Origin of the sequence: Tenacibaculum skagerrakense (genome assembly GCF_004345825.1) — a bacterium.
Taxonomy (GTDB): domain Bacteria; phylum Bacteroidota; class Bacteroidia; order Flavobacteriales; family Flavobacteriaceae; genus Polaribacter; species Polaribacter skagerrakensis.
The window spans coordinates 267,599-283,717 of record NZ_SLXM01000005.1 but is presented as its reverse complement, the minus strand read 5'-3'; the positions used below and the strand labels follow the sequence as shown (position 1 = coordinate 283,717).

The 16,119-nt window shown below is 31.2% G+C and carries 5 protein-coding genes; all 5 read right to left on the bottom strand.

Annotated elements, in window-relative coordinates; translation table 11 throughout:
* From EV195_RS10245 to EV195_RS10225, 5 genes are read right to left on the bottom strand one after another with little or no spacing between them, the layout of a single operon-like run.
* Positions 1–2,103: a fibronectin type III domain-containing protein gene (locus EV195_RS10245; protein ID WP_132794854.1), complete on the bottom strand. Its 2,103-nt coding sequence runs from the start codon at positions 2,101–2,103 to the stop codon at positions 1–3.
* The gene (locus tag EV195_RS10240; RefSeq protein ID WP_132794853.1) at positions 2,096–6,709 is read right to left on the bottom strand and encodes a hypothetical protein; all 4,614 of its coding nucleotides are present in this window, start codon (positions 6,707–6,709) and stop codon (positions 2,096–2,098) included. Before EV195_RS10240 ends, EV195_RS10245 begins: the two co-directional genes overlap by 8 nt.
* A gap of 30 nt (positions 6,710–6,739) precedes the next feature.
* Positions 6,740–7,462, bottom strand: coding sequence for a hypothetical protein (locus EV195_RS10235; RefSeq protein ID WP_132794852.1), 723 nt, complete (start codon positions 7,460–7,462; stop codon positions 6,740–6,742).
* A 14-nt stretch (positions 7,463–7,476) separates the two neighbouring features.
* Positions 7,477–13,476, bottom strand: a complete 6,000-nt coding sequence (locus EV195_RS10230) for a DNA/RNA non-specific endonuclease (RefSeq protein ID WP_132794851.1) — start codon at positions 13,474–13,476, stop codon at positions 7,477–7,479.
* Between the two features lie 22 nt (positions 13,477–13,498).
* Positions 13,499–15,991: a TonB-dependent receptor gene (locus EV195_RS10225; RefSeq protein WP_132794850.1), complete on the bottom strand. Its 2,493-nt coding sequence runs from the start codon at positions 15,989–15,991 to the stop codon at positions 13,499–13,501.
* Positions 15,992–16,119 lie beyond the last annotated feature (128 nt).

Here is a 16,119-nt window from a genome sequence, read left to right as displayed (position 1 = left end):
TTAATAATTCAGATTGATTTTTTTTAAGGGAGACTTTGATCCAGAGTTAAAAACTGCTTGGATTAAATAGGTGTATTTTGTATTGATTAACAATTCTCTGTCCGTATAATTTTTTGTTTGAGCATCAAAAATCTTAAACAAGGTTGGTTGATTTTCAGCATCAGCTTTATATAGCACATACTCTTTAACATTATCCTCATTATAGCTCCAACTTAAACGAATGAATTTTGATTCTCTATTTACTATACCATTAAACCTCTTAATTGGAGCCTTATTTACATTATCAGAAATTGTAACTTTTAAAGGTCTTATTGGTTCCGACTCTAATCCTGATTCATCAACAGTAATTATGGTATATAAATACGTTTTACCTATTTGAACTGTGAGATCTTCGTATTTGTCTATTGGTAAAGGAAGCTCACTAATAAGAGTCCAATCTAAATTAGCTCCAGCTTCTTTTCTGTATAGTAAAGTTGCTTTAGCATCGTCACTCGTACTACAAACCCAATGCAACTTCACTTGTTTAACATTAGACTCAAAAGATGTAAAGATTGGAGCAGTTGGAGGAACAATATCTGGTCTCTTTAATTCCAAAACTTGTGAAAAACCTGATGGATTATATCGTTTATCAAAAGCTTGAACTTTATAATAAATATTCTTAGTTAATGTTTTAATATTAACTGTATCTATTATTGAGTTGTTTGGAATAGGTTTAAACGTTATTTGTGTAAACTCATCATTTTTTAAATTTGCTTTAAATACTCTATATCCTAAAAAATCTATTTCCGTATTTTTAGCCCAATTAATTTTTACTACACCCAAAGAATCAATAGTTCCTGTTAAACCAGAAGGAATAGCTGGAGGTGTATTATCATCAGGTTGAACCATTTTTGGAAATGACTCTCTTCGACTTCCATCGTAACCAATTGCAACTATTTTATAATAATTAATAGCTTGTAAGTTTGAAATATTTATATTCCTTACGTTTTTAGCTATTGATGAATTCACTAATAAATAATTTCCTTTGGGAGTATTTGATCGATACAATTCAAAGTTTTTTAGGGTGTTTACTCCTTGACTAGGAAATTCCCAATTTAGTGTAACACTTCCATTATCTTGAAAAGATAAGTCTGTAAGGAATGGATTGTAAATTAATGGATCAACACCTTTCCCTGTAACAATATCAGAAAAAGGTCCTTCAATTCCGAATGGAGAAATTCCTTTTATTCTGTATTGATATGATTTATTGTTTTGAAAAAGACTATCCACATACAACATTCTATTAGAAGGATTGGTTTCTCTCTCTCCAAGATTTGTTATAGGTGTACTATTTAAATCTTTAAAGTTTTTACCTCCGTCATCAGATCTCTGAAGTATATAGTTTGTATAATATCTTTTCAAAATTTGAAAATTCCAGCTCAAAATTGCGGTTCTATCTTTAAAAACACCCACAAACTCTTGAGGTTTTGGAAGCGGTTTGTAATCCATTTTTCCAAGAAAAACTCCTCCTTTTTTAATTTTATACTTACTAGTTTCTGGCAAGGCTACTTTGATTGTGTATAAGTACTTTTCTCCTTCAATAATATCATTATCAACAAAACCAAGTCCAGAAAATTTAGCGACCTCAAAATCTTGATCCGCTGCATAATAAGCAAACGTAAAACGTTGTTCAAAAGCTTGCGCTTGATTTATAACACTAAGAATTCCGTTTCCTCCCTCATTCATAGAAACATCAAACTGCTCTCCGTATAAGGCTTGTGCAGCAATAGCAGCGTTCGTATTCTTTTCTGTAAACTCCTTCCACTCCATCATTGGTTTTGGTTTTATTGGAGTTGTATTCAGGATTTTAAGAATTGGTTGTCTAAGCACTATTTTGTCTTTAACAATAGTTCTTCGTTCTATAATATAACCATGCTGATTTGAATACTTCCATGCTGTAGGAGTAGTAACACCCCAACGTAACATTATACTCTTCTCCGTAACAGTTGCTATAGCTTTTACTTCTGGAAGAACATTACCTATTTCTTTTTGAGCAATTAGATTTGAAAAAAATGTATTTAAAAATAAAATTGCTATTAAAGAATATTTTAAATTCTTAATCATTTATCGGATTTATATACTTAACAGAATGATTCTCGCCAATTTTTACTTGACCTGGTAAAACATATTTGTACGTTGTTTTGTATGTATCCTTCCTCATTAATGGGAAAGCTTCACTAATTAATTTTTCATACAAAGGGTTTCCTATCAATTGAATATCTGATGTTACTAATTGATAACTTAAATCTTCAAAATCTTGATGATAATAATGTGTTAAATTATATCTGTATGGATTGTATAAATTAATAACATCCTTATTATCATTTTCAAGATGCGTCAGATACCATGTCAAAGGTTCAACTCCTTCTACAGGTGGTACTCCTACTTTGTCTGTGTCTCTAGTAACAGTTATACTGCCTTCTAAAGGATAATTTTTATATAATAGTGGATATATTTGATTTTTATAATAACTATCATCTAATACTGCTCTAACCATTATTAGTGGCTTATTACCAGAATATTCATTACCTCTTAATTCAACCAAATCAAATTCTTCTAATCGTTCAATACTCATCAAAAGAGTTAAGTCATAAGGATAATTTATGAATTCATATAAATCTTTTGTATTATTCATATCCCTCATTTTACTCTTAAAAGTTTTATAAGTACTAGTCCCAAAATCATAGGTTAATAAGTCACGCTGACCATTCTTGCTTACAGTACCTTCCAACTCGGTAGTTTTAATTTCAGCTGTATTTTCATCATCGTCACTTAAATTTTTTGAATTATAGCTTTCTGAAACATTGGCTCCAACATCTGTGCCTTCTGAAACCAACTGAATATTAATATTATAATTTTCATCTGTACTGATATCATCAGGTAAATCAAAAACCAATTGTTTATTAGCTGAATTATATGTAAACGCTTTCTTCATTTTAACACCAGAACTAGCCGTCATAATCATTTCTCTATCCCAATCTGGAACAGCGTCAAACAAGTAAGACTGACCTCTTTTTAGATTGATATAACCTTTGTTATATTCATCAATAAAGAAATTCTGTTGTCCTAATACAGGGTACATAAACTCAATATTTGTTAATGGAATCGTTTTAGGTGCATCTCCACTGGTGAAATTAACCTCTTTAGTTTCAAGTGATGTCTTTCCATCGGACTTGATAACTTGCCAACTTCCATTCTTAAATTCTTCAAAATGCAACTGAACATAAGCCTTTAACTTTGAATGAGGAGGAAGGATCTCATGTGAATAAAAAGCAGCAACATCATTATTATTATTCCATCTTACTTCCCCTTGAATTTTCTGACCATTATTAGTTACAGAAAATTCATCTAAGAAAATTTTATATTTTCTCTCACCCGTTTCATCTGGAAGTTCGAAAACCTTATTAATCTGCATGTTGAATGAAACTTGAGGGGCTGCGAATACATCTACATCTGCACTTCCATCCTTAGGAGTCATGTCTCCAATAACAACAATTCCATCTAAAGGACTACCTCCAACTATTTCACATTTCTCTCCAAGTTCTACTTTAAATCTAAATCGACCTTTGATTAATCCACCTAGTAAATTATATTTTCCTCCTAAATATCCTCTAAACCATGCTGGATTTGGAAGTCTTGCCTGCAGTAATACTGCTCCACCACCACTTACAATAGGTATTTTTGTTTTTGAACCAAATAACTTAAACGTTAAACCTAATTCGCCATATAAATAAGCATAAGCTTGGCCGTTAGCATACCAACCATTCATACCTATAGGTTCAGATGAACCTTTACAGTGTGCATCTCCATAATCTTTCAACATAATATCGAAACCTACTCCGGCATCAAAACGAGCATAGAAAATAAGGAATGTTAAATCACCTGTTGAAACGCTTAAACTTGCTCCAAATGCTAATCCTTTTCCAGATTCAAGCATATTAAGGTCTCTCATGTAATCTAATTTAGATACATCTACTCCCAAAATATCTGCAACAATAGCTGGAGGTGGTGGACTTCCTGGTAAGTCATCTCCTACCATGAAGTAACTGTCCATTTTAATTTTAAGAATTCCTAGGTCTATTTTAACACCTATTCTGTCCTCTGGAGTTCCAATCATTAAATGCCATTCATCAGGAGATACATAAAAATCTAACCAACCAGCTCTACCTTTCTCTCCAACTCCTTTTAAAATTCCAAAATTGATATACACTTCGGAAGTTGAATGGAAAATATCATTCACAAAATCAAAACCAATGAATACATTTGCTGAAATAGCTCCTGTAGGGGTTTGGGCAGGAATACCTTTGCTATTCGGAGCCGCAATTGCTGATAAATTACTATCAACCACATCTTGGAACTCTGGAGGTAATGGAGCTATTAACTCTCCAAAACCTTTAAAATAAATTTCCTGTAAACCACCACTCTTTTTAAATGCCATTCCGAACTCTACTGTAGCATGAAATAAGTCTTCAGAATTTTGTGTTGTAATTCCCACTGACGCTTTCATTCCAAAAGCATTATCTTCAAAAGGCTCATAAATTACTCCTGATAAGGATGCTCCTATTTGCTCATATGCAGCATCTTTATTAGTTGTATTACCAGCCATTTTCATTTTGTTATATACTCCTCCGCCGAAGGCATTTAAAGCAAATCCTGTGAAAACTGGAACACCTCCTGGTATGGTTACCATTGCATCTGCAAACCAATACCTGAAAGTCTCTGTTCTTCCAAACAAAGCCTTTGCTTCTACTTCAAGTTTTAAACCTTTAGAAAATTTTGCGCCAACAGCACCAGCAAAACCAGTTCCATATTTAGGGTCTTCATCAAATAGGAAAATTGCACCTTTAAGTTCGGTACCTCCGACTTCCATTTTAATGAATAGTCTTTCAAGATCTATACCATCAAACTTCCATTTGTTACCCGCTTCATCTAATTTCCCTTTAATAGCTAATTTAGAAGAACCTCCGTTACCTCCATCACCTTCAGACATTAGATTTACGGCTAAATCTATAACTAATTCAGCCTTATTACCAGTAGGTGTTTTTAGACCTATTTCGTTAATGGAGACAGGGAAATTGGCCAGTTGTAATTGACCTTCTATACCAAAGTATTCTACAGAAAATTTGGGCGATTCAGTTTGGAGCACCAATTTTTGGAACTTAATTCCTTTAAAGTTAACAACACTTTTAGAAGGGTCACTAGCAGGTGTATCATCTTTCTTCAACCCGGAAGCTATACTCATGGATCCATTTAAGCTTGCTTTAGGTCTAAACTTACCATCAGCAACTTTCATTTCTATATACGAATCCTTTGTAAGTAGTACATCTGCTTTCCAGACATTGAACTGAATATCCTTTTCGGTTTCTACTCTTAATTTATATTCACCTGGTTGAAAAACAGCATTATATTTTAAACTATCTAGTTGAGAAACAGGTAAAACCAATTTACCTTTGAATTCACCTGCTTTTAAATTGTTCGTTTCAACATCTAATAAAAAGTAATCCAAAGAAAAATCCCAACCAGAAGCATCTCCTTCTTTTAATCCAATTACATTTTCACCAATAAACTTACCTGTTACTCCTTGTCCATCGATAATTAAATCTGTTGCTCCAAAAGCTACTCTTTCATCAGATTTTCCTTTTATTTTGAATTCAGGAGGTAAAATAACTTTCAATGATTTTACATAAACACCTCTCCATAAATTAGGAGCTTCACTGTAATATTTACTTAAATAACCACTAGGTGTCGCTGGATCATTTCGTAAATCGCTAAAATCAAAAACAGCTGTATTTAATTTGAAAGTTGTTCCTTCTAAACCTTTTACGCCAAATTCCGGTAATGAAATATTCACTACCATATCATTCCAATCGGAAATAGAGGTTTTAAAATCGGCTTCAACATAACCGATTTTCTTTTTCCCGTTTTTATCAACTGGATGTAATAAACCATTAGCAAACCTGATGTTTGCGTCTAATCCCATTTCTTTAAAACCAGAACAATCTATAATTGCATACGTACCTGGTTCTTCAAAACTACCTTTTAGTGTTAATAAAACTGTACCACTATTAAAATTAACCGTAAACTGAGAAATCAATTGAAGTTTGGCATCCCCTATTATACCACCTTCATGAGATAATTTCACATTAGAAGCTCCAAGAATTAAAACTTGCTCACCTCTTTGTTCATTAGTGCTTGGTAACTCAACTTTAAGAAAAACTGTTAACTCTGTAAAAGCTGGTTTAAAAACAGCTTTTGCAATACCAACCGTATATTTTACATTACTAATACTCTGTGGTTTAATAGCTACTGGAAGTTCACTAAGTCCATCTTTTGTTAAAACATCGATAAAATTACCTGTTTCATCAATGGTTTTGAAAGTATTCTCAGCCATATCCAACCACTTTTTGTTAATGATTGAATCTGAAGTATTAAATTTAAAACCTTGATCAGTAAAACTATACTGTGCTTTAGCATTAGATACTAAAGTGTTTTCTAAATTTTCAAATTTATCTAACGAAGAAAATTTTCGTAAACTTTTACTATTTGTAATTCTTACAGGTTTTACAACTGGCTCTGTTGATAAACTATCTTTAGGATTTTTAGTATATCCAAATACAGAAATGCTAATACAAAAAACGAGTAATAGACTCAGGGGTAATTTTATTTTCATGTTTTTGTTAGTTGATTTTTTCTTTTACTATTAAACAATTTTATCTTCTAAACTATATGTTACATACTTTTTCCAATCATCATAAGGTATACTATTGTGTGGAGATTTTATGACTAAAGTATTCCATGGTTCCCAAACTTCCGTTAATTCATTATTTGTAACATAATGGTGTTCTAAAATACCATTAACTAAATAATCAGGTAAAGGCATAGATAACAATCTAGATTCTTCATTCTTGAATAATTGAATTTTATGAAAAACCTCTTTATTAACAATATTAAAAGTGAATATACCTTGATCCCATGAGCTTTGAAAATCAATAAAGTCTCCATCTTCATCATAATTCGGAGTTAATAAATTATTTCCTTTTTCAAAATCAAAGATTCTATTCATCATATTATCATTTAACCATTGGAAAAAGACATTTTCTGTGTTTATTTTGTTTTTTAATTCTTCAGCTTCATCTAAATAATATCTTACTGTGCTATTTTCATTTAAAATTAAACTAACTTCAACTTTATTAAATTTTTCATTAGTATTTTTCTTAGAATTATATGATTCCCTAATAAAATCAATAACCTCCTTTATTTTCTTGAAAGGAATCCAATGCTCTTGTATTTCGTTGTCAGGTGTTATATACTGAATAGTCTCATAACCTATACTACCATCATTAACATCAAATACTACTTTAATTGATTTCCAGTTTAAATCATTAAATCCATTTTTTATTAAGTCTAAAAAATTATTTTCCATTTAATTTTATTTTTTTAAAGAGGGTTATCATAACTTCTAGATAATTGAGTATCAATCTTGCCATCAACTTTAACAATTACATCTATAGAATCTGGACGTTTTGAATTACCAATAAAATTAAAATCCATTTCTATGTTAATATTTGTTGGTGGATTATCAGATTTTAACATATTAGAAATCGCTTTCTCCATATTATACCACGCACCAGTTCTATTCTCTTTAGCATTTTGAGAGAAATAGTTAATTTGTTCACTAAGACCACCCCATTCATTTCTAAAAATATGACCTCCGTCATCTACATTAACAGTTGATCCATCCTTTACTGTTTTGGTATGTGATTGAAAATCTTCACTTCTTTTAATAGATTTATCTATAGAAACTGAATTCATTTTTGCACTAACTACCCTTCCTAAATCATCAATTTCATAAATAAATTTTCCATTTTCAATTTCATATCTAAATCCTTTCATAAGTGGTGGATCTACATTCAATAAATGGTTCCAACCATCACCTTTACCTCCAGCTTTTGCTTTTATTACACCATTAGATATCTCTGCCCAAACTTTACCTTGTTTATCTATTAGAGTAAAAACGTCCCCTGATTTTTGAAGTTTCCATGTTCCTGGGAGTTTACTTCTAGTAAGCATTTCTGCAAATTCGTCGAATTTAGACTGTCCCAACATTTTAGTCAAATCATTGACTATATCTGTAGGTAAATTATCAACAAACTTTTTCTTCAACATTAAAAATTCTCCAGAAGGTGCGCTCGAACTCACAGAATAAGGATCTATTTTACCATTAGGTTTTATTGAATACCAATCATCCGCTTTAACCACTCCATTCTCATAAATCCTCATTTCACCACTAGATCCAATAATCTCTCTTCCTAAAACAGATGCTATTTCTTTTGCACTTTCTGTATCATTACAACTTAATAATCTTATTTTTTTACTCTCAGGAACATTTTTTAAAGATCTTGCAAATTCTGTAGCACTCAAAGTTACTGTCTCAGCAACTCCATCAATTTCAATTACCATCGAGAAACCTTTACCAGTATCATCAGCATGAATAATAACATCAACATAGTCATCACCATTATCTATAAAGTTTTTTACTTTATTGATATCAACTGGTGGTGGTCCAGATAAATCAACTATACTTTTCTGTAAGTGTTTAGCATCGATTTTTAATAGCTTTTTAACTGCTTCAATTTTAGCTTTAGCTGTCCTAGCACGGACTGCTAGTTCCAACTCGCCACTAATTTTGCCTTCAGCAATAACATTGTCTAACCATTTTTCTGCTTCTCTTAATTTATTAGCACCTATTTCTGCTAATTGCTGATTGGTTAAATCTTGATTAAGAACACTATTAATAAAATCATTAATCTGATTTTTACTTGGTAAAGGTTTAGTGTTCTGTTTAGCTACTTTTTTATACAGTTTTTTTATACTTATTGTACCGTCTATTAAAAGTTCATCAACAGCTATAATAGCCGTTAGAACGTTTAAGGCCTCAAGTACCTTTTTTGCATTAGGTGATAAATTTTCTGATGATGAAGAAAGAATAATATTCACACCTGAACCTATCATATCTGCTATTATAAAAACTTTTCTAAGAGTAGTTGGCGCCTTAGCTAAAGCACCTACTCCTGTTGCTAAACTAACTACATCAATTGCAGCTTCAATTCCATCTACTGTATTTTTAGTATTACCTACATCATTAGCATAATATGCTAACATAGCTGGTGCAATAATTGGTGTTTCCTTATTATAATCACTAAGCATACTCAAAGAAGACTTATTAACAAACCAAATAGGATCCAGAGGTCCAAGTTCTACTGGTTCATCTTGAGTAATCGGTAATAAATTACATGTCATTTCATTATAAGCAGAAAGTTTCACTGACTCATCAGAAACCCAATCAATCTTAGTATCCATATTACAAACGTAAAAGAACATTACAGGAGAGTTGGCTCCTAATTCTTTTACATAATCCCAGAAACCTTTGTGGTAAAAATTAATTATGCGATCTGCAAATTCATCATCAGTATATCCAATAGCGGTTTCTTTAAAAATTTTTGACTTACCACATAACTGTGATAAAGTGTTTACAAATTCTTTATAATTGTCGTCTGTTAACCAAATATGATCATTATCAATTTTATAAGCTAATCTCTTCAATATGAACTCATCTTCATATAACTTAGATTTACCCAATAAAGCTGTCAGTAAATTGTCAACATCTGCATCTTTAGTAAACCTTAACAACCTAATAATTTGAATTTCAGAACTATTATTTGTAGGGCCGTTTTTTGGCGTAAGAATACTTATTGCCGTAATTTTATTTTCTACACTAAGTTTCTCTAATTCTTGGTCTGATAAACTAGTAATACAATTCTTAACTTGATTAAATCCAGTATCTGGAGTTATATTCAATAAATTATCTAAACATTCTTTTTGCTTGTCTTTAAGAGCATTAATCATTTCCAGATAAATAGTGATAGCATTCTCTATAGTGATTTCAGAATCTTGAAATAAAGTATAAGCTCTTTTAGAGGTATATATATTGTTTTTATAAGCAGGAATACTTGAAGTAAATTTTAACTCTGAATATGAATCTTTTACTAACTCAGGATAAGAATTATTTAAGAATGCAAATTTAGAAACAATAAAATATTTATTATTCCATTCAATATTTTCACCCATAAAGTCTTGCACTAAATCTTGGTTTAATTTATATGAAGGATCATAAGGTGTTTCTTCTCCGTAAGCAAAAATTTTCTCATTCAATCTGTTAGATTTTAAAGTAGCCTTTTTAAATTTATTGTAAGTATTAGGTTTAAGTATATTGACAATTTCATTTTCGTTAAATGCAAGCTCTTCGATTTTAGTTTTCAATAGTTTCCTTCCATCACCATCAGGGGCTACTGTAATGATTGTTCCATGATATTTATTTCTATCCTCAGCATCGTAATTTTTAAATCCTTTGTATGTAAAATTAAAACTATCAACAGTGTACTTATCTTCAACTTCTGTTGTTTCTACATCTATATGGTAACTAACTTCATCTAATTTGAATGATTGTAAAGCTCCAGTTGGATAAAAAACGTAAGGGTTAAATTTATCAATACCAGTTATGAAACTTAAATTAGTAACATTTTCAGGAAGAGTAATGAAACTACCGTTAACAGTCAAGAAAGTAAATGTTTTATCTGGGTTTGCAAATTCTTTAGGTATACTAGAAACAACTGTATTCTGCCCCTCTTCATCACCCTGGAACCAGTAGATTTTAATACCTGGTGCATGGATTTTCTTCCAATCTAAATGGTTTAATGTAGTTCCGTTTCCATAATCCATTAAATTATCTGTTGCTCCTTGTGGAAATTGATATTCATCCCAAGTATGCTTTAAGCCGAATATACCATGACCTAATTCGTGCGCCATTGTACGGATTTGCTTTAATTCATTGTTAGAATTTGCAGTAAATACATAACCAAACTGGCGCTTTAATGGCATAAAACCTTCTACTTCAGTTTTAGTAACTGATACATTGGTTACAAAAACATAGTAAGTTTTATTGTTGTAATACGTTTGTTGTTTTATATAACTATTAAAGACTAATTCTTCATCTGTATAATGAGAAAGTAAATTACTATCTCCAACACTTAGTCTTTTATCTCCATCTTTATCCCAACCATAAATTTGTTCTGGCGAAACATTATCAGAAAACTGAATATTTAATTTAACGCCTGATTTATTATAAATTTGAGTTACCCCCTTTTTTAATATTTTTAATTTTTCTGTTATCTCTGATGATGCAATATTCCTAAATACAGGAACTATAGTTACATTAATCGGTTCGAGTTGTTGTGATGCTAAATGTGTTGTAACGAGACTACCAGCAATATCATATTTACCATTATCTTTAGACTTAACTACTGCAAAAATTTCTTCGTCTGCATAATCGAATTTGCGTTTCAATTGTAATTTTGCAATATCACCAATCCATTCAACCGGTACTTTTGCCCCATCTTTTGTTTTAAATATAATACTATCTTTTACTATTGAAGTGTCAGTAATGGTAACTTTTGCAGTTACAAAATCTTCTCCTTCATTATCTGAAATTGCTTTATAAGGAACTCTATATTTTCCAGATTCCGTATCAAGAATTTTATATTCTTTTTCAAAAGTAGCTGATGTATTTTCAGGCAATTCATCAAAATGATAAAAGCCAGAAGATTGAAAATCAATGGTAACTCCCTTGGCAGTTACAGCCGTTACATTTCCATTTGAATCTAAACCATTAGTTGTATCACTTGAAACAACTCCTCCTTGCGCTCCTTCTTGCTTGGTTATTGTTCCATCTTCCCCAACTGCCCATATATCGCCGTTAGTACTAACAATATTTACATCTCCATCACCAGGAATTATAGCCGTTTCACCATTCGTTCCAGTTACAACAATTGCTCCATTTGCATCAATCACAACGGTTGCTACTTCAAAACCAACTTCAACAGTTTCTTCCAAATCTCCTGGATCTCCTCCTATACCTTCAGAAATATTGATATTTACATCAACAGTCATTGATGCTCCTTCTCCAAATTCCGGATCGTATAATGTTACTATTTCTCCTTCGGCTAACTGAGCGTCTGTATTTACTAAAATATTAGAAAAGGTTACGCCAAATTTTGCGAATTTTAAATAAGGAATTGCAACAAAACCTTTTCCTGAAAGTACACCATTGGATTGGCTCTGAATTTCTGTAATAGTCACTTTAAAATCTCCCGCAGTAATTTGATCTCCAATATTTAAACCTGGATGAGGATCTCTATTCGAAATAGCTATTTCATCTGGAACAATACCACAATTATAATTTGCATCTTCGTTTTGAACAATATCTGTAGTTACATATTGAGGTTCAGAGTATTCACTATATTGGTAAGCACATTTTCCTTTTACCTTAAACTCATAAGCAGTGCCCGGTTTTAAATCCCAAATAGTTGCCCAAGCACTATTAGTTTTTTTGGTAAACCAATTTGCATCTGGATTATTTGCTTCTCTATACGCAATTATATATTCTGAATGTAAGGTAGGATCTTGATCCCAAAAAACATTAATTTTTGAAGTTCCTTTTGGTTCTCCTGAAATACCTTCTGGTATTTGACATGGAGCAGTTCTGGAAAACCAAAAAATTTCACTATAACCCTCATTTTTAAAAAGGCCTATTTCCTCTAAACCTTGTAAAGCTCTAGCTCTTACCCTCCAAGCATATTTTCTTCCCGCTAGTAATAATGGTTTATCTGGACCGTAAAACAAGCTAGTTGTTCTAACTGTTTCTTCATAAATTGGAGCTTGTGATAAGAAAGCTGTTTGTGGATCAACATTATTATCCCAAATCTCTACAATACTGAAATCGTATTCAACATTACTAACATTAATATGCCTTGGTGTCCATTGAAAAACGATGTTTTCGAAGTCGCTTGGTTCTATATTTTTACCATTAAAAGGTAAGTTTAGTATTGGTGGTTCATTTTTGAAAATGAAAACAGTAGCACATTTTTTATCTGATAGTTTAGCTCCGGATAAAAAATCATATACTTCAAAGCAAAAATTATAGGTTCCTTCTGGTATAGACTGTGCATAAACTGATTGACCTATACCCTGAATATTTTCGAATCTGTAGTAAGGAGCTAACTCAACATTTGTTAATGTTAATGGAATTCCTCCTTCAATAAATAAATCTTGAGCTCCAATGACAAAATCTCTGCTTGAAAAACTAATATTCCCTCCTTCAAAATACGTTTTCAAACGAACTTGTCTGCTAGATACTGTTAAGTCATTTAAAAATATTTGTATGGTAATTGGTCCGTTTAAAGCTGTTTCATCTGCATAATTATAAAAATTAACAGGTGCTGGAGCTTTAACTCTAGGGATAATATTTACCGGATACTGTTGTGCAAATACATTAATAGATAATACAAATGAAAAAAGCGAAAGGAGGACTTTTCTTTTCATAGTTTTTTAGGGCAATTATAATTTAATCTTGGTTGATATATTTTAATTCATATTGATTTTCATCAATATAATTTTCTGATTTATTGGTTAAATACTTGATGATTGATTGTTGCAAATATAATTTTATTTCTGGATTTTTTTCATTCATTTCTAGCATATTATAGGCTTCTACTCCTAATGAATTTTCAAATTCTCTCAACAGCTCAGAATCCTTATTTATAGCTTCAATGCTGTTATATTTTTCTAGCTCATTTAACACCCAACGATGCACTAAAAGCTTTCTTAATGATTTATTATAAACCTCATGTTTTCTTCGGAATCGAACTCTAATTTCTTTTGAAAAATCGGCTCTTTGTTCTTCTGTTAAATTCCATAGTGGACTTTTAACAATCTCTTTTCTATTTTGAACAAATGCTTTTTCTATGGCATAATCTGCTTGATTCACATCTTCATATAAATCACTCATACTTTGATATAGCAATTCGTTGTACTGCTTCTTTTTATCGTGTGAAGCATAGAGCCTCTTTAATAATTTTACGGCTTTTACTTTGTAAGCTTTGGTTTTAGTTTCAGAAGCTATTTCTATCCTTTCTTTCTGAAGACTATAAAGGACTGATTTTGGTAATTGATTAAATTTATCTGACTTGATTAATTCTTTAATCTTATTATCTACCTGATAAATAGAACCTGTATACAATGAATCTTTGTAAATAAATTTAATCTCTGGTTTTACTTTTTTAACTTCCTTTTCAACAAGCTTATCTTCTTTAGTTTTATCTTTTTGAATCTTACTTCTCCTTTTAAACTTAAGATCTTTTGAATTGAATAAACCGAAACTATAATTGTACCCAAAAGTTAGTGTAAAACTGCTATTTTTTGTTGTTGCAGTATTTCTTAATTGAAGTAATCCATTTAAGCTAAAATTATGTTTTTTCTCATATACATACCTACTACCTATTCTAACATTAGTAACATCTCCTTGACTTAATCCATTCGTTATACTTTTATTATACCCAAATGAACCATTTACCTTTAACTTCTTTTCTAAAAAGCCTTTTGTTGCAGAAACTGTTGGTCCTAGTATAACATTTTTCTCAGTACCTAACGTACTAAAACTGGTATTTAAAGCTCCAGAAATACCAAAATCAGATTGAGGATAATTAATTGTATACACAGAATTGGCATTGTAAAAAACAGAACTATCTTCACTTCTTTCTTCATCGCCTATTCTATTTTCTGCATCTTGAAAGGAAAAACTTACATTTAAATTCTGATTGTTGTAATCCGTTTCTTTGAGCTTATAGTTTACATTAATATTTGCGTTTTGAGATATCTGAGCAAAATTATCTTGATCTAATTGTTCTTCAATTTGTGAGACACCATTTATAAAATCGAACTGATTTTTAATATTGGTAAATGATTGGAAACTTGAATATCCTGAATTAATACTTAACTTATCATTCGCATTATATGCCACGTTTAATGCCATTACCAATCTACTAAGCTGTGTTGCTTTGGTGTTATCTAAATCATCATTTTGAAGACCTGCGTTAAAGTTAACAGTTACTTTATCTTTAAAAATACGCTGAGAAGCATTAACCGTAATATTTTCTAAATCATTATTAAAAAAATATCCTCCTAAAGTTCGGTAATTAGGATCTATTCGTTCGTACCCTAACCCAATAGAACCATTTGCTACCTGGTAAGCAAAATTAAAATTTAAAGCTTTATAATATTGTGTAGTTGGATTATCTGAAACTAAAAAAGCAGCAAGATGATCACTAACTCCATTAACTCTTATATCTTCTGTTAACGCTGATAAAGCCACTTCTCCTCGAAACTTCAACTTTTCCCATAAAGTCGCTTCCGCATCAAAACTTATCACAGTGTTGTCTTTAGGTAAAACTTCGTTTTCCGTAGGAATTGGATTTTTTAAAGATGCTACATCATCGGAAGCTCTAAAGAAAATGGCTCCTAATTTAATTTTATCTAGTTGATAAGAAGTTTTAAATCCATAACCCATTCTACGATAACTTGCCGCACTACTAATATTTTCAGCATCAAACTCCCTTGCTTTTAACAACCTACCATACATTAAACTCACCTTAATTTTATCTTTAGGAGTTAAGTCTAAACCCAATCCTGTGAATTGGTGTCCATTTAGTGTGTAAGGAGAAAAACTAACGTTTACGTCTCCGATATGAGCAGTTACCCATTTATAACTTGGGTGCATACTCAATCTATTAAAAGTAAAAGGTGTATTTGATTGAAACTTACTATTAGAATATGAAAAAGAAAAAGGGATATTATAAATATCGCTAATATTCAAATTCACATTTCCTGATAAGAAATATGTAAAAGGCTCCCTATTTGAATCTCCGTTAAAATAAACTGAGTTTACACCAATACCACCAGTCAATCTAAAGAGAGGTGACTTACCAATCTTCTCTAGATTCTGACTAATTGTAAGGTGGGGAACTAGAAATAGTGTTAATAGTAGATTTCTAAGTTTCAATAGTCAATTATTTTCGCGGCAAAAAAACGACTTTTTTTCTAATTATCAAAGAATTATCTATTACGATATTAACACTTTTTTAACAGCTCTTAATCCTTGCAGAGGATAAGCCTTATCAGGATAATTTA